This is a genomic window from Rhizobium gallicum bv. gallicum R602sp (assembly GCF_000816845.1).
Classification (GTDB): domain Bacteria; phylum Pseudomonadota; class Alphaproteobacteria; order Rhizobiales; family Rhizobiaceae; genus Rhizobium; species Rhizobium gallicum.
The window spans coordinates 2266746-2283935 of sequence record NZ_CP006877.1; the positions used below are offsets into that span (position 1 = coordinate 2266746).

13 protein-coding genes are annotated in these 17190 nt (G+C 58.3%); 8 read left to right on the plus strand and 5 right to left on the minus strand.

Annotated elements, in window-relative coordinates; translation table 11 throughout:
- Positions 1-844: 844 nt before the first annotated feature.
- The 6 genes from phnC (at position 845) to RGR602_RS11360 (ending at position 6910) form a co-directional block, all read left to right on the plus strand.
- Entirely contained in the window at positions 845-1690 is an 846-nt protein-coding gene (gene phnC / locus RGR602_RS11335; RefSeq protein ID WP_039845184.1) for a phosphonate ABC transporter ATP-binding protein, read from the plus strand.
- Positions 1691-1779: 89 nt separating this feature from the next.
- The gene (phnD, locus tag RGR602_RS11340; protein WP_039845185.1) at positions 1780-2685 is read left to right on the plus strand and encodes a phosphonate ABC transporter substrate-binding protein; all 906 of its coding nucleotides are present in this window, start codon (positions 1780-1782) and stop codon (positions 2683-2685) included.
- A gap of 72 nt (positions 2686-2757) precedes the next feature.
- Positions 2758-3720, plus strand: a complete 963-nt coding sequence (gene phnE, locus RGR602_RS11345; RefSeq protein WP_039845186.1) for a phosphonate ABC transporter, permease protein PhnE — start codon at positions 2758-2760, stop codon at positions 3718-3720.
- A 10-nt stretch (positions 3721-3730) separates the two neighbouring features.
- Positions 3731-5251, plus strand: a complete 1521-nt coding sequence (phnE, locus tag RGR602_RS11350) for a phosphonate ABC transporter, permease protein PhnE (RefSeq protein ID WP_039845187.1) — start codon at positions 3731-3733, stop codon at positions 5249-5251.
- Between the two features lie 473 nt (positions 5252-5724).
- A complete protein-coding gene (locus RGR602_RS11355) occupies positions 5725-6468 on the plus strand; it encodes a class I SAM-dependent methyltransferase (protein ID WP_039845188.1) in 744 nt (247 codons plus the stop codon).
- A gap of 217 nt (positions 6469-6685) precedes the next feature.
- Entirely contained in the window at positions 6686-6910 is a 225-nt protein-coding gene (locus RGR602_RS11360; RefSeq protein ID WP_039845189.1) for a hypothetical protein, read from the plus strand.
- 477 nt (positions 6911-7387) lie between these two features.
- On the opposite strand, the gene RGR602_RS11365 is transcribed toward RGR602_RS11360, so the two are convergent.
- A complete protein-coding gene (locus RGR602_RS11365; RefSeq protein ID WP_203226149.1) occupies positions 7388-8461 on the minus strand; it encodes a L,D-transpeptidase family protein in 1074 nt (357 codons plus the stop codon).
- A gap of 288 nt (positions 8462-8749) precedes the next feature.
- Here RGR602_RS11365 and RGR602_RS11370 point away from each other — a divergent pair, with 288 nt between their 5' ends.
- Positions 8750-10921 (plus strand): multicopper oxidase domain-containing protein, encoded by a 2172-nt coding sequence (locus RGR602_RS11370; protein ID WP_407692029.1) that lies wholly within the window; start codon positions 8750-8752, stop codon positions 10919-10921.
- Positions 10922-11001: 80 nt separating this feature from the next.
- The gene (locus RGR602_RS11375; RefSeq protein WP_039845190.1) at positions 11002-11211 is read left to right on the plus strand and encodes a cold-shock protein; all 210 of its coding nucleotides are present in this window, start codon (positions 11002-11004) and stop codon (positions 11209-11211) included.
- A gap of 200 nt (positions 11212-11411) precedes the next feature.
- Here RGR602_RS11375 and RGR602_RS11380 read toward each other — a convergent pair whose 3' ends face one another.
- The 4 genes from RGR602_RS11380 to RGR602_RS11395 all read right to left on the minus strand — a co-directional run bounded on the left by RGR602_RS11380 (position 11412) and on the right by RGR602_RS11395 (position 17169).
- Positions 11412-11864 carry a DUF411 domain-containing protein gene (locus tag RGR602_RS11380; protein ID WP_039845191.1) on the minus strand — a complete coding sequence of 151 codons (453 nt, stop codon included), beginning with the start codon at positions 11862-11864 and terminating at the stop codon, positions 11412-11414.
- Positions 11865-12152: 288 nt separating this feature from the next.
- Positions 12153-15329 (minus strand): efflux RND transporter permease subunit, encoded by a 3177-nt coding sequence (locus RGR602_RS11385; protein ID WP_039845192.1) that lies wholly within the window; start codon positions 15327-15329, stop codon positions 12153-12155.
- Positions 15326-16768 (minus strand): efflux RND transporter periplasmic adaptor subunit, encoded by a 1443-nt coding sequence (locus RGR602_RS11390; RefSeq protein WP_039845193.1) that lies wholly within the window; start codon positions 16766-16768, stop codon positions 15326-15328. Before RGR602_RS11390 ends, RGR602_RS11385 begins: the two co-directional genes overlap by 4 nt.
- Positions 16765-17169 carry a FixH family protein gene (locus tag RGR602_RS11395; protein ID WP_039845194.1) on the minus strand — a complete coding sequence of 135 codons (405 nt, stop codon included), beginning with the start codon at positions 17167-17169 and terminating at the stop codon, positions 16765-16767. Before RGR602_RS11395 ends, RGR602_RS11390 begins: the two co-directional genes overlap by 4 nt.
- Positions 17170-17190: the final 21 nt, after the last annotated feature.

The following is a 17190-nucleotide window of genomic DNA, read 5'->3' on the forward strand; positions in this document are numbered from 1 at the left end:
ACCTTGAAAATCCGGCGTGCGGCGCTCACCCGCAGAACCTTTGGGAATCCAATTGCATGCACCGCTTCGCGGGGTGAGACCGGAAAATTGCCCGTACTCAATCCAATCCGATCGAAGCCCTCGCGACGTCACTCCCTACCGATACTGCAACGCTCGTGCGGCCATCGGTATGCATCCTGAACAGTATCTTTGGGTGCCACGCAGACCTTCCTGCAGATCGTCCTGTACTATTTTTTGCGCTTCGGCACCGATCCTTCTGAGCAGCTCGCTCTTTGTCATACGCTCGACGCCGGGGAAGAAGTCAAGCTGGCTCATTGGGCAAGTCGCGAGATTTGCGATGGATGGGTAATCCGCGCAGCAGGAACTGACGTTCGGATTGCCAGTTATCCTGTCATCGTCCGACCACCTCTGCAGACACGGGCCAGTACGACCAGACCGCCGACCTGCGTGGCGATGGACTGGACTATTTCCATCGTCCCGACCGCCTGTTCTATCCGATGCTTGCAGTTCCAGGCGCCAAGGGTCCGACCTTCTAGGTTGCCTGCACCCGCAGGGCGTGAAGCGAGGATCAGCAGGACGGCAATGGAGATCACGGCGGGTCGCATAATCGGGATCCTGCTGCGAGGAAACCGCTCTCTACTACGGAGCATGAACTGAGGCGTTAAATCCCGCGCTAGAATCCAATGTTTTTCCCGCCAACGGATCCGCGTGTCCGTCATCAGCGTGGCGGTGATGTTACGGCTTGAATACATGAAAGCTTAATGAAACTGACATCAGACCTTCAAGAACCAGCGCTAAGCCCCGTCCTGTGCCGTGACGGCACGAGGGAACGTGGGGCACGTAGATGTTGGAACTGAACGAGTTGACACGTCGATTCGGTGGCAAGACAGCCGTTGATTGCGTGACATTGAACGCACCCCAAGGCCAGATGGTGGGCATCATAGGTCGCTCGGGCGCCGGAAAATCCACGCTTCTTCGCATGATCAACCGCCTGCAGGAACCGACTTCCGGCTCCATCCAATTCAGCGGCGTCGAAGTCTCTGCTCTCCGCGGCGAAGCCCTGCGCAACTGGCAGCGAGATTGCGCGATGATCTTCCAGCAGTTCAATCTCGTCCCTCGCCTCGACGTTCTGACCAACGTCATGCTCGGCCGCCTCAATCACCGCCCGACCATGCTGAGCCTCCTCAACATCTTCAGCCGCGACGAGCGCATTCATGCGATTGCGGCTCTGGAGCGCCTCGGCATCGAGCAGACGGCGCTGCAGACCGCCGGCACGCTCTCAGGCGGCCAGCAGCAGCGCGTGGCGATCGCGCGCGCCCTGATGCAGAACCCGAAGATGGTGCTCGCCGACGAGCCGATCGCCTCGCTCGACCCCCTGAACGCCAAGATCGTCATGGATGCGCTGCGCGACATCAACGAGCGCGAGGGCATCACCGTCATCACCAACCTGCATACGCTCGATACGGCGCGCAACTATTGTGAACGCATCGTCGGCATGGCCGCCGGCCGCGTCGTTTTCGACGGCAAGCCTTCGGAGCTGACAGCGGCTGCGGTCAAGGAAATTTACGGCACCGACAAGGATGGCGCCGGCATCGACGAGACCATGACGTCCACCTCGATCAACATGCCCGTGCCAGCCACCGCTCAAGCATCCGTCGGCCTGCAACCGGTTGCCCTGGTGGGCCTCTGAGAGACGGCGGCGTTCGACTGGCCCGCGTCAAGGGCACACTTCTTCGCAACAGCAAGACCACCGGGGAACCGGTCAATCAGGAGAGAACCATGTTGAAGAAAGCACTCTTTGCCGCCACAGCGCTTCTAGCGCTTGCCGGCGCTGCCGCAGCCGAAGACCTCAAGGAGTTCCGTGTCGGCATCCTCGGCGGCGAAAACGAGGCTGACCGCCTGCGCAATTTCCAGTGCCTGTCGGAAAAGCTTCCCGCTGCGATCGGCGTCGAGAAGGTCTCCTTCTTCCCGGCAGCCGACTATGACGGCGTCGTCCAGGGCCTGCTCGGCGGCACGCTCGACTACGCAGAACTTGGCGCCTCCGCCTATGCCAAGGTCTATCTCGCCAATTCCAAGGCCGTCGAACCGATCCTGACAACCGTGCAGACCGACGGCGCAACCGGCTACTACTCGGTCATGGTCGCCCGCAAGGACAGCGGCCTCAAGAAGCTCGAAGACATGAAGGGCAAGAAGCTCGGCTTTGCCGATCCTGACTCGACTTCCGGCTACCTCGTTCCCCTCGTCACGCTGCCTGAAGCCATTGGCGCTCCGGTCAAGGAATACTTCTCTTCCGCCGGCTTTGGCGGCGGCCACGAGAACCTCGTCTTGGAAGTCGTAAAGGGCAACTTCGACGCGGGCACCACCTTTGCGTCGGGCGTGGGTGAGTTCAAGGATGGCTACAGCTCCGGCAACCTTCGCAAGATGGTCGACAAGGGCATCCTGAACATGGACGACCTCGTCGAACTCTGGAAGTCGCCGCTCATACCGAATGGTCCGGTCGTCGTGCGTTCCTCGCTGAACGACGACATGAAGGCGAAGTTCAAGGCATTCATGATGGACCTGCCGAAGTCCGATCCGGCCTGCTTTTCGGCAATCCAGGGGGGCGACTTCAAGGGCTTTACCGAAGTCAACGTAGATTTCTACAAGCCGATCATCGACGTCCGCAAGGCAGCCATTGGCGGCTGATGCCAATTGCGCCCGCAAAGCCGCCGGATCTCTCCGGCGGCTTTGCCACATCCCACGTTCGACAGGCTGAAGATGAGCGACACTGCGCTGCGCCACCCCCCGAGTGAAACTGCAAGCATGATCGAGCAGCACTGGCATGAGCTTGCCTCCCGGCGCCGCGGCCAGACGTTGCTTGCGCTGTTTCTCGTCGTCGTCTTCACCGCTGGTTCGATGTGGTTCGCCAATGAGACCAATTCGGGCAAGTTCTGGGAACGCTTACCCTTTCTGGCAGACTTCGTGGGGCACCTCGTACCGCGCGACCCGTGGGAGCCGGGGCGCGCCCTGCTCGATCTCCCCTCCCCCTATTACGACGGCAGCCAGAAGTACGACTACCCTGAGGGCCGGTTCTACGTCACGCAGACCCTTTACGTTCCGGAATATGTCGAAAAGATCGTCGAGACGGTGAACATCGCCATCTTCTCCACGGGCGTCGGCTTCTGCCTGGGATTTGCACTGTGCTTCCTCGCTGCTAAAAACATGATGCCGAATGCCTATGTCCGGGGAGCGGTGCGCCGTTTCATGGAGATCCTGCGGGCGTTTCCCGAGGTCGTCATCGCCGGCTTCTGCCTCGCGATCCTCTCGCTTGGGCCGGTCCCGGCGATCATAGCACTATCCGTCCACACCACCGGAGCGCTCGGAAAGATGTTCTTCGAGGTGGTGGAGAACGCCGACATGCGTCCCGACGAAGGCCTGCGGGCCGTCGGCGCGACCTGGCTCGAACGAGTCTGGTTCGCAATGGTGCCGCAGGTCATGCCCAACTTCGTGAGCTATTTCCTCCTGAGGCTCGAGATCAACGTGCGAGCGTCCACGATCATCGGCGCGGTCGGCGGCGGCGGCATCGGCGAACTTCTCAGGCTCTCGATCGGGCAGGGTCATCCGGCTAAGACTCTTGCGATCGTATTCCTGCTTTTCTGCACCATCATTGCCGTCGACCAGTTCTCCGCATGGTTGCGTAGAAAGCTGGTCGGCGAGCAGTCGTTCCGCGCCGTGGCATGAGGTTGCATTGATGAACACGCTTTCGCCCGTCCAAAAGGCCGACATCGCCGCGCGCCACCCGCAGCTCTTCGACACCACCTCGCTGCGCCGCTACCGCGCTCCTCTTCTCGTCATTCTCGCTGCCGCCTATGTGGCGTTCTCGTTCTGGTTCTTCGCGTTCGGAAAGGTCTTCTCTCAGGCCGACTACTCGATCGCCGGCACCTATCTTGCCGACTGGATCTCCTTCGAGGTCCGTCCCGAGATCGACATGGCAGCCGACGGGACCATGAAGATTTCCTATTCGCGGTTCGATCCGCTTGGCGAACATCCGAACCCCGACTGGGTGCAGACCAAAAAATCCGTCGTCACCCATCAGACCGGCAGGGCCACACCGACGTCCGAGCCACAGACAAAGCCGAAAAGCAGTATATCGCTGATGGCTCCCGGTGCGGCCATGGGCTCGTCCGCACCTAAAGGGTCCGGCTCGCCCGCGCGGCCCCCGGCGTCGACCGCTCCGGCAATCGCCACCGAGGAGGTTGTCACACGTGCGCTGATCGCCATGAGCAGCAGTTCATCGATAGAAATGACTGCCAATAAGGCGGTATTGACGAGAGGTGGAGAAACGGTCGTCGTGCCGATGGGCAGGCCGGACATCCGCATTGGCGCTCCCCTTCCGGACTGGGCGTCGCAGAGGCGGCCGGGCGAGAAGATCATCGCCAGCTTCGGATTCGCCGGATGGGCGGAAGTCACGACCAACGACGTCAAGATCCACAAGCGGTTTCTCGGGTGGGCGAACTTCCTGTTCGACACGCGGTCTCCATTCTTCGGGAAGCCATATTCCGAGGTTGCGAGCCTCATCCTCAGCGGTCCACGCATCGACCCGGAGCGAAGCAACCTCGCTCTCGTCTGGGACAACATCCTTTACAACAGCGAATGGCAGCACCTCGACGTCTGGACAAAGCTCCTGCAGACCATCGTGATGGCGTTCGTGGGCACCCTGTTAGCCTCGCTCGTCGCTTTCCCCCTGGCATTTGTGGCGGCACGCAACATCACTCGCAACCGCCCCGCGAACCAGGTGACCAAAAGGTTCTTCGATTTCCTTCGCTCCGTCGACATGCTGATCTGGGCGCTTTTCTTCACACGCGGCTTCGGGCCTGGGCCTCTGGCCGGTATCTCGGCGATCTTCTTCACTGACACCGGGACGCTGGGCAAACTGTATTCGGAATCGCTTGAGAACATCGACGAGAAGCAGCGGGAAGGCGTCCGCTCCGTGGGAGCGTCGCCGATTGCAGTGCAGCGGTTCGGCGTCCTGCCGCAGGTGCTTCCTGTCTTCGCGTCCCAGGCCCTCTACTTCTGGGAGTCCAACACGCGCTCCGCGACCATCATCGGCGCCGTCGGCGCGGGAGGAATCGGCCTCAAACTCTGGGAGGCGATGCGCACCAACCAGGACTGGGAGAACGTCGGCTACATGGTGCTCCTTATTCTGATTGTCGTGTTTGCCTTCGACGCCGTCTCGAATGCGATCCGATCACGTCTGATGGGACGCCGCTGAACGCTTAGCAGGCTTCTGAGTGCTCCTGCGGGGATTTATCGAGGTTTCCTCGACTGCGTCTTCTGATAACGATGCCCGACGACCATGAATAGATCGCGCTTGTTACGATGGGCTGACGGCGATCCTCTTCAACGATTTCAGATGCCAGGTTTGGGCAGCTTAACGCTTGGCTTCTCGTCGGAGGCAGACCGGCATGGACCACCGGCGGGCGGAGATGGCCATTTCCATTATCGGTACACAGAAATGAAATTGTTTTGGGCATGCCTTTTGGTCGCACGCCAGGGGATGACAGCCAAGGGCTTCGTTCGACCGATGGACATCGCATAAGTCGAGGGCCACTTAGGGCCCGGAACGCGACGACGCCCTTGGCCGCATTGCGCCAGGCGTGGTTTTGCAAAACGATGGACCGTTTTTTTAGCTCTTCGCGAGGGTACCTTCTCTGCTAATCTAAAGCCAATGTTCCAGGGTGAATCATGCCGCAGAATATTTACGACGAGCCAATCTTCTTCGAAGGCTACAAGAATCTTCGCCAGAACGACACCGGTCTAAATGGGGCACTGGAGCAACCGGCTATTCGCGCTCTGCTCCCTGACCTCAAAGGTCTGCGTATCCTCGATATGGGCTGCGGCTTCGGTGATTTCGCTCGCTATGCCCGGTCGTCCGGCGCGGCATCGGTCACCGGATTGGATGTATCCGAGAGCATGATCGCTGAGGCGAAACTTCTCACCGACGACTCGCAGATCGACTATCTTTGTAGCTCAATTGAAGAAATCGCCTTTCCCCCCGAAAGCTTTGATCTCGTCGTCTCCTCGATGGCTCTTCACTATGTCGATGATTACGCCTCCATTGTGCAGAGAGTCTCCGCGTACCTTCCCATTGAAGGTCGGTTCATCTTCTCGGTGGAGCATCCGGTTTGCACGGCAAATCCGGTTGGTTGGACGACAGACGCGGATGGGCATCCGGTTAGCTGGCCGTTGGACAATTATCAGAAGGAAGGAGTGCGTCATACGAAGTGGTTTGTCGATGGCGTGGTGAAATTCCATCGCACTGCTGAAACGTATGTCACTACGCTTCTCAGAGCCGGATTTCGACTGGACCACTTCGGCGAGCCGACGCCACTTCCAGAGTTCCTGAGCGAGCGTCCTGCATTATCGATGAATCTTCGTCGTCCGCCGATTCTTCTTTTGGCTGCAACGAAGAGAGCGATGCGCGACTGAACGACAGTCCGCCGACGAAGCATTGCCCCTAGGCTGGCTTTTTCATCGATACGCCCTCAGGCATCGAATGACATCGTCAGGATCATTCCGATGGCCGCTCTTGTATCCGTGATGGTCATGGTTTCGACTGCACCTTCCGTGGCGTTCGATTATCGGACCGAGGCGTTCCCATTTCCGTCATCTATCGTCATGCTAGCTACGGCCGTAGCAAAGGCAATTGATCGAGACCGGCGCGGCAGCCAGCGTCGGCAATCTTGGCAATAGCACGCGCGGCGACGATCCTTCCGCAATTGTCGATCTCATGGAGCGGGGTGGTTTTAATGAGTGCCAGTGGAAGGCATCCGCATCCTTTCAGATCATCTCGATGCGCACAGCAGAAAGGTCCGGTATCCTTCCGTGGAAGACGGCCGCACCGGTATCACCACCGAGATTTTCTTTTTAGACAAAGAGCGCGGACTCGCTCGTAGCATGAACCGCTGGTACCATTTGAGGACCCCGTCACTCGTGCTTTGAAGAGATACCGAGGTTCCAATGAGATCGCACAGTGACGAAATCGACGACATCCTCATGATGCTGAGGAGCGCGGCCCACCAAAGACGGCCGCACGTAAATTTTCGCTGAAATGCTTTAGCCGCCAGCTCTGGTTGTGGTGCTCTACAACCAAAATTCGCAACCGAGGAGACTTTGCATCGGCCCCCTCAATGCTTGATCCGGACCGGATCGGACCGAGGCATGCGGCGTGGCCGTCCAATCATCCAGCTTCGTGTGTGTTGTTCGGAGTTCGTGAATGGAGTCTCTCATGAGCGGTCGCCTATTGTTTGTTACCTTGCTCGCACTCGCAGCAGCGGTTTATCCGACGCGAGGGGAAACAAAGTCGGGCCAGCAGAGTGTGGCGTAGTCCACGCCCCGACACGGTTCGTTACTGCCTTCCGAATGGATCAGCCAACGCCGAAGCCGGACGACTGATCGGATATTTGATGATAGAGACCTTCTCCGCGAGCTTAACATCGCCGTTTTCCTTGAGCAGCGTGCGAAAGCTCGGATGCATTCCACCATCCTGATAGGCCAGCGGCGTGAAATCTTTGGCAGCCAGCTCCTGGTATTTCTTTTCGTCAACGGATGATTTGGCTACGACCACAGGATCAGTTTGGTCGATGCGCTCCGGACATGCGGCGAGCGGATCGCTGGGATCGCCGTCCTTGAATTCGGCGTCGAAGACGTATTTCCTGCCGCAGGCGGCAACCCTGGGCTCGCGCCGTCGGACCTCAAAAATATCGTAGCCTTCCTTGAGGTTCTTCCAGAAGCCAAAGTTCGGGTCATCACGATGCGCCGCCAGGTTTTGCGGCGTCATGCGAAATGGAAAGGCTTGCACCTGGAACGCGCCCTGCTCGCCTTTCAGAGATTTCTCGACAACAGCATAAATTTCACCAACGCCCTGGTCGGTCAAAGCAAAGCACCCCGAGGATGAGCATGCGCCATGCACCATCAGGGCTTCGCCGGTATAGCCAAGGGCGGTCTCCAAACGGTTCGGATAACCGAGATTGAAGGAGAGATAGAATTGCGATCTGGGGTTCAGACCGCTTGTGGAAACACGGTAGAATCCCTCCGGTGCCTGCCGGTCGCCGGTCTTCGTTTTCGGACCCAATTTGCCGGACCAGCGACACATCGGATAAGTCTTGAGCAACACGTATTTGCCGCTGTTGTCGACCTTCCAGACCTCCAATTCGCTTTCCATTTTGAAGATGCGGATGAGAACCGGACTCTCCGGCTTCATACCTTTTGTCCGCATACTGGCCAGCAGCCTCGGCGGAATGTCATGAGAAGCTTCGCCGAGACCGTCGAGCGACTGTACACAGCCGCTCAGAAGTACGCCGACCACGGCAAGCGCCACCCAACGGAGCGAGTGCCAGCCCCGTGCTATTTGATTCAAGATCTTCGGTAATGACGTCAAACCACTGCTGTGGCTTGCAAATATATACAGGCGCAAAGTCATGCCCTTCCCTTTGGTCTGGAATTTCTAACGAAGAAATCTCACACGAAACCGATAGGGGGACGTTGCTCGACGGGCTCCAGAATGCCTGTGATCACGACAGAAGCGGTAATGCCAAACAATGTAACGGCGGATCGGCTATGAAGAGATTCAGGGGCCTGCGCCACGATGCCATCAGGCTGACAGTGTGATCCTGAAAGAGATCGGCCGTCACCGCGATTGTGTCCCCCGGAAGGCGAAGCGGCGCTAATGGAAACCTGACCGGCATGATTATGATCAACCGGCGCGGCGATGCAGGGCGCAGCAAGCGAACCCAGCATCATTGTCGTCGCGATAAAGATGTTGATCAGCAGGCGCATTGGCTCATTTGCACACGGGCCATCCATGATTCATCGTCACCATAATGGTGAAGTTCATCTTTTCGGTCAACGCGCCGGGTCCTACCTTCTGCTTTTGCCATCGCACTTGACCTTCCAACGATGGAAAGCTTCATCCTGCGCGAGCAAAAAGGAGGAGGTTTGTTTGTTCATTCAGCCCGTCGACTATCTTCTCTTTGTCTGGTTCATCCTCGCCGCCTTCAGCACTGCTTACGTTGCGTGGGATCAATTTCGCAATAATCCCGAACCGAACGTAATGAAGTGGGGTTTTATCCTCGTCACGCTCTACCTGGGTCCGGTCGGTCTAATGCTCTACGTCCTTGCCGACAAGGAGCCCCGGCCGAACACTCACGAGGAATTTGTTAAACCGCTCTGGAAGCAGGGTATCGGGAGCACGATCCACTGCGTCGCGGGTGATGCGACCGGCATCATTATTGCTGCGGCAATTACCGCCGTGCTCGGGCTCCCGATGTGGCTCGACATCATCATCGAATACATCGCCGGTTTTGCCGTTGGCCTATTCGTGTTCCAGGCGCTCTTCATGAAAAACATGATGGGCGGAACGTATTGGCAGAACGTCCGCAATTCCTTCATGCCCGAATTCATCAGCATGAACGCGATGATGGCCGGAATGGCACCGGTTATGGCGATCCTAATGATGGGACGCGACATGCGAGCCATGTGGCCGGGCGAAATGCTCTTCTGGGGCGTCATGGCGTTCGGCGTTGGCATCGGGTTCGCGACCGCCTACCCGTTCAACGTCTGGCTGGTGGCAAAGCAGCTGAAGCACGGTCTGATGACTGCGCGTGAGGACGAACAGAAAAACTTAACTGCCCACGAAATTTCGGAGCGCACTACCAACCACGAGATGGAAACGGGCCATCAATCAAATACTCACCACGGCATGCGGCCCTCTCATCAGCAACACATGTCTCACGGGGATAGTCACCAGCACGGCGAGAAACTGCCCCCGGCCTACGCCCCAACGCTGACCCAAATCGTGGCAATGGCATGCTTTTCGCTGATCATGCTGGCTGGAGGCTACGCTTATTCCTTCACGCAGGTGAACATGCGCCTGAGCGCCCATGACGTCGGTCGTGCGATCATGGCCCCGGGCATGATCATGACCTTCGATACGCCGGGTGATGCAATGAAGGACATGGCGGCGGTCGATCCGCGCGGGGTGACCTTTACGGCAAGCTCTGATGCTCGTGGTGCAACCATGCTTGAACCGCGCATCGAGAACGGCGTGAAGGTATTTGATCTCACTGCGTCGGTCATCCGATGGACGATCTTGCCGGACGTCACGGTCGAGGCTTACGCCTATAACAACCAGGTCCCCGGTCCAACGCTGCGAGTGACCGAAGGCGACCGCGTCCGTATCAACGTAAGAAACGACCTGCCGGAAAGCACGACCGTTCATTGGCACGGCCTGATTCTGTCCAACGAGATGGATGGCCCGGCGATGATCACGCAGAAGCCGATAGAACCTGGCCAAGAGTTTTCCTACGAATACACCGTTGGCCAACGGGGCACTTATTTTTATCATACCCATGACCATGTCGACCGGCAGCAGGCGCTTGGCCTCTATGGGGCTCTCATCATCGATCCCAAAAATCCAGCGGATGTCATTCCGGCCGATGCTGAATATTTAGTCCAGCTTCAGGAGTGGATAAAACGGGACTGGCTGACCTTCCCGTCGATGCCGATGGAAGGAGCGCTGCCGAACTACTTCACGATCAATGGCAAATCGTATCCCGCGACCGAAACTGTTCAAATGAAAGTCGGTCAGACGTTGAAGGTTCGGTTCATAGGATCAAACACCACCGCGATCCATCCCATGCACATTCATGGCGGACCGTTTGAGGTAGCAGCGGTTGACGGAGAGACGCTTGCCCCTTCCGCTCGCTACCTGGCTGACACAGTCAATATCGCGCCTGGGCAGCGATACGACGTCCTGTGGCAAGCGCGACGGCCTGGAAAATGGCTGATCCATTGCCATATCTCGCATCACACGACGAACAACAACGTGGAGACACAGGGCGGTGGTGGCTTGATGCTTGTCATCGATGTCACGGGCGATTGAACGGCTGATCATGTCGCCGCTTGCCCCGCTGCTATTCTTCCTATGTTCGCAGCAACGCTTACAAAAACTGAGGACAAGAAATGCCAACGGGAACAATAAAGTTCTTCAACCAGAGCAAGGGCTTTGGCTTTATCCAGCCGGACGATGGATCGACAGACACGTTCGTTCATATCTCCGCCGTCGAGCGGTCGGGCCTTACCAACTTGAGCGAAGGCCAGAAGGTCAGCTACGAGATCGTCCAAGATCGCCGGTCAGGGAAATCGTCTGCCGAGAATCTGAAGCCCCTGTAGATTTAAAGGGAGGCATGCACGTCAGGGAAGAAGAAGCGTTTCCGGTCTAACGTTGCTCTTGTCCCTGAGCATCGCTTGCGGCCGAAACGAGGCGTGCGGCGCAGCGTACTCGCCAAAGCAAATCGTCAAATCGCACTGCTGGCTTCATTGGCGGCCTTGCTCTTCCTCTGTGCCCTCGCCTTCGATCTGCTGGTTCTCGACTAAGATGGGCGCACGCTCATGAAAACTTCGGTCTTTCCGTCCTTCGACAGACTGTAGACGTCATACGACGCTTGCGGATCGTTGCCCATCCCGAGCGAGCCTGGTGGCATCCCTGGCACCGCCAAGCCAGCAATATCCAGCCGCTTGCTCATGACTGTTTCAACCGCCTCCAATGGAACGTGCCCTTCGAAGACATACGCGCCAGAGACAGCAGTATGGCAGCCCTGCATTTCCGCAGGTATCTTGTATTTCGCCTTGATCGCCGTCAGGTCATCGGGGTGTTTCACCGTGACAGTAAAGCCCGCGTTGGTGATCGCGTTTGCCCAGGCCTCGCAACAGCCGCAGCTCGGGTCCTTGTATACGATCATGCTTTCACCCGCCGCCCGCGCTACTCCGATCAGCGAAATCGATCCAACGGCCGCGACGGAACAAAGGAACTGTCTTCTTTTCATTTTGATTTTCCTTTCAGGTGACGTCCGGAGACGGAAGCAGGAGCTAAGGCGACCATCATCCCGGGCTTTTCTTGCTATAGTGGCATTATCGGAGCCGAACTGCGGGTGGTCAAAGCACGTTTCGGAGATAGACCGCCCGCAGTTCAAACATTGGCTTCAGCGGAAGAACACGTATTTTACCAGCGCCGCGACCACCAGAATGATGACTGCTGCCCCGATAAGCGCCGCGGGGCCTATTCCCCACATCATTCCGCTGCCCATCATGTCGCTCATCATGGCATACACCTTTCATTCGGCCGCTTCGTTCAGGGCATCCGCGCCAGGCTTAACATCGACCTGTGGAACCTCTGCACTGGCAGGCAGCCGCCAGCCCTTCACCAGTCCGTAGATCGCCGGGATCACCACCAGAGTGAGGAGCGTCGAAGACATCATGCCGCCGATCATCGGCACGGCGATGCGCTGCATGATTTCCGATCCGGTTCCAGTGCTCCAGAGGATGGGCACCAGCCCTGCCATGATGGCGACAACCGTCATCATCTTCGGCCGGACGCGTTCGACTGCCCCGACCATAATTGCGCGATTGAGATCAGCTCTTGTGAAGTCCCGCTTCTCTGTTTCACAGACGGTGCGGCGCTCCTTCAAAGCCTGGTCGAGATAGATCAGCATGATCACGCCCGTCTCAGCCGCGACGCCCGCCAAGGCAATGAAGCCGACCGCCACGGCCACAGACGCGTTGAACCCGAGCCACCACATCAGCCAGATGCCGCCGACCAGTGCGAACGGCAGGGACAGCATAACGATCATCGTCTCCGTCAGCGCCCTGAAGTTCAGGTAGAGCAGCAAGAAGATCAGCGCCAAGGTCAGCGGCACGACGATCATCAGGCGTGCCTTTGCGCGTTCGAGATACTCGAACTGGCCGCTCCAGGCGATGGAATAGCCTGCTGGCATCTTCACACTTTTTGCGACGGCCTCTTGAGCTTCCGCTACGTAGCCGCCCAAGTCTCGATTGGCGATGTCAACGAAGATGTAAACGGCAAGCTGACCGTTCTCTGTCCGGATTGTCGTGGCCCCGCGTGTGAGCTTGACATCGGCCACTTCCCCTAAAGGCACCGACCCGCCGCCCGGCAGCGATACCTGCACGTCCCGGGCAATAGATTGCGGGTCACTTCGGGAGGCTCGTGGATATCGGATGGCCACGCCGTAGCGCTCCCGCCCCTCGACCGTGGAGGTGACGATCTCCGAGCCTAACGCCATGCTGATGACGTCCTGGACATCGTTGACCGTCAAGCCGTAGCGGCCGAGCGCGGTGCGATCCGGAACGATGTCGAGATAGTAGCCGCCAATGACCCGCTCAGCGTAGGCGCTCGATGTTCCGGGGATGGTTTTCAGCACGCTTTCGATCTGGCGTGCGACTTTTTCCATCTCGCCAAGATCAGTACCGTAGACTTTGACACCTACAGGCGTCCTGATCCCCGTCGACAGCATGTCGATACGGGCGCGGATCGGCATGGTCCAGGCATTTGATACCCCGGGAAACTGCAGGGCGGCGTCCATCTCCTGTTTCAGGCTGTCGGTCGTCACACCTGGCCGCCACTGCGACTTCGGCTTGAGGGTGATGATCGTTTCGAACATCTCCGTCGGAGCCGGGTCGGTGGCGGTCAGTGCACGGCCTGCCTTCCCGAAGACGCTCTCGACCTCGGGAAACGACTTGATGATGCGATCCTGTGTCTGCATCAGTTCGGCCGCCTTCGTCACCGATATGCCTGGCAACGTGGTCGGCATATACATCAGCGTGCCTTCGTCGAGGTTGGGCATGAATTCGCTGCCGATGTGCTGGACCGGCCATGCGGTTGCCGCCAGGATCGCGACAGCGGCCAGGATGGTCAGCGTTTTAACCTTGAGGACTCCCGTGATCACCGGCCGATAAATCCAAATCAAAAAGCGGTTCAGCGGGTTCTTATGCTCGGGCACGATGCGGCCGCGCACGAAGAGGATCATCAATGCAGGAACAAGCGTGATCGAGAGAAATGCCGCCGCCGCCATGGCGAACGTCTTGGTGAAAGCGAGCGGCCCGAACAGCCGTCCTTCCTGAGACTCCAAGGTGAAGATCGGCAGAAACGACACTGTGATGATCAGCAGGCTGAAGAACAGCGCTGGTCCGACTTCGCTGGCGGCATCGACCAGTATCTTGATCCTTGGCTTGTCCGGTGGTGCACGTTCGAGATGCTTGTGGGCGTTCTCGATCATGACGATGGCCGCGTCGATCATCGCGCCGATGGCAATCGCGATACCTCCGAGGCTCATGATGTTTGCGCCGATGCCGAGCAGCTTCATCGCAATGAAGGCAATCAGAATGCCGACCGGCAGCATAATGATCGCCACGAGAGCACTCCGAACATGGAGAAGGAAGGCGACCGTTACCAGCGCGACGACGATGGATTCCTCGATCAAGGTGCCCCTCAGCGTCTCGATGGCGGACTCGATCAATGTCGACCGGTCATAGACCGGCACGATCTCCGTTCCCGCCGGGAGGCTGCTTTGAACCGAAGTCAAACTCTTCTTCGCGTTGTCGATGACGGTCAGAGCATTGGCTCCGAACCGCTGCAGCACGATGCCGCTTGCGACCTCGCCTTCGCCATTGAGTTCGGTAATTCCTCTTCGTTCATCCGGAACGAGTTCCACCTTGGCGACGTCGCCCAGCCTGAGCGGCGTGCCGCGCTGCGTCTTCAGCACGATGTTCTCAATATCGCTGATGCCCTTAAGATAGCCGCGTCCGCGCACCATGAACTCGAATTCGGAAAGCTCGATGGTTCGTCCGCCGACATCCGTGTTGCTGGCCCGGACCGCATTGGAAATGTCGTTAAGTGATAGACCCTGAGCCTTTAACCGAGAGGGATCAACGATGATGGAATATTGCTTCACAAAGCCGCCAACACTGGCAATTTCGGCAACGCCTTCCGACTTGGAAACGCCGAACCGCACGACCCAATCCTGCAATGACCGGAGTTCTGCGAGCGTGAGGTTCTTTGCGACGACAGCATACTGATAGACCCAGCCAACACCTGTGGCGTCTGGGCCGAGGGTCGGCGTCACGCCTTGAGGCAGGCGGCTCGACGCCGCGTTCAGATATTCCAGCACCCGGCTTCTCGCCCAGTAAGGGTCGGTGCCGTCCTCGAAGATCACGTAGACGAAGGAGACACCGAAGAAGGAGAAGCCGCGAACGACCTTCGACTTCGGCACCGTCAGCATCGACGTCGTCAGCGGATAGGTCACCTGGTCCTCGACCACCTGCGGTGCTTGGCCCGGATACTCCGTATAGACGATGACCTGGATGTCGGAGAGATCGGGAATGGCGTCGAGCGGCAGGGACCGTAGCGCATAGACGCCGCCCGCGACGGCAAGCGCTCCGCCGACGAATATCAAAACGAGATTGTGAGCGGACCAGGCGATGACGCGGGAGATCATGGCTTCACCTCATTCGGTGCCATGCCGCTCAGCGCCGAGTTTAGGTTGCTCTCGGCATCGAGCAGGAAGTTGGCCGCCACCACCACCTGATCGCCCGCTGCGATGCCTTTGGTGATCTCAGTCTGCTCCTCACCGCGCATGCCGAGAGAGACATCCTTTGGCTCGAACTTGCCGTCACCCTTGTCTATGAAGACGACCTGCCGGTTGCCGGTATCGATGATTGCACTGTTGGGCACGGCGACGACTGGTTTCTGTACGCCTGCTTCGATCTCGACGTCGGCGTACATGTTGGCCATCAGAATACCGTCCGGGTTTGGAAGCTCGATCCTGACTTTCGTTGTGCGAGTCTCCTGCTGGATTTCGGGATAGATGAGATCGACGGCTCCTTCGAAAGTCCTGCCCGGGAGGCTCCGAACCCTCACGGCAACCGGGACTCCCTTTTGAATGGAAGCCAGATCGAATTCCGGCACGTCGGCGATGACCCAGACATGGGAGGTGTCCGCAATCCGAAACAACGGATCACCCTGTTTCGCCATCATTCCGGTTGTCGCCATGCGTTCAAGGACGATCCCATTGCGGGGGGAAACATATTCGATGCTCGTTGGCACCTGATGCCTCTCGGCAATGCTCCGGATCACTTGGTCCGGTACGCCCAGGTTCTTCAGTCGAAGCGCCGAACCGGCATCGCTGTTGCGGAGATCGCCCTTCCCCGCAGCGAATTCAGCTCCGGTGGTGGCGATTTCCTTGGAATAGAAGCTGAAGAGGCTCTCTCCCTTGCCGATGCGGTCGCCAGTTGTAACGTTTGCCACGTCATCGACGAAAGCATCGGTGCGCATAGAGATGACGCTGATGAGCCGCTCGTCCAAGGTGACCGTTCCGGGCACCCGGATTTTGCGGGAGATGCTCGCCAGTTCGGCCTTCGTCGTTTTGACACCCGTGCGCTGCAGCTTGCCGAGCGAAACCTTGACCGTCGATGCGCCGGCCTGATCGCCTTCAAAGACGGGGATGTAATCCATTCCCATGGAATCCTTCTTCGGCACTTTGGAAGTGTCCGGAAGACCCATCGGGTTGCGATAATAAAGGACCTTGCGTTCTTTCGCAGGCGATCCCGACATCGACCTTTTCGGCTGGTCGGTCGTTTCGGCCGTTTTGACGCCTGAGGCTGTAAAGCTGATGTCTTCACTTTCGCGAACGGACACGAAATCGCGCCCGTCCGACGTTTTCTTAGGCTTGGCAGAATATTCGGGCAGCCCGTCCGGATGGCGGTAATAAATGACGGCCCCGGTCGGTTCAGGTTTGCTCGGCTGTGCTTCAGCGACGGACATGTCGAAAAGCCGGTGGAGTTGTTGCTTGCCTACTCCCTGGGCACCAGCCAGGTACGCTCCCCCGCCAACGAGGGCGAGGGAGGTAACGGCGGCCAGCCATGCTGCGGTCTTCACGGGGTGGCCTTGACGACGACTTCACCTGTGACGGTGTCGCCCTCGCCCTGAACTTTCGCCCCAAGCTGGAAGCGCCATCCGCCTTCCATGCCCAGATTGGTCTTGAACTTATAGATACCCGCCTGCCCGGAGGGCAGTTCCTCGACAGGCGTGGTCATCGTCTCCATGCCCTCTGGAGCCATGTCCATCAGGGTGGTGAAAATAACCGCGTCAGATACGGGCTGCCCGTTTCTTTTATCAACGAGACGAACAGAAACTTCGGCATCGGGTCCCTGTTTCACCTCTGCTGACACGAGCTGAAACTCGTAGTATTGAGGGCTGGCATAGGAAAACGTCGATGAGGCTGACAAAATGGCAATTGCAGCGAGGCTTCCTCGCGCAAAGTTCCTTGTGATTTTCATAGTTCACATCTCTATAGGCGG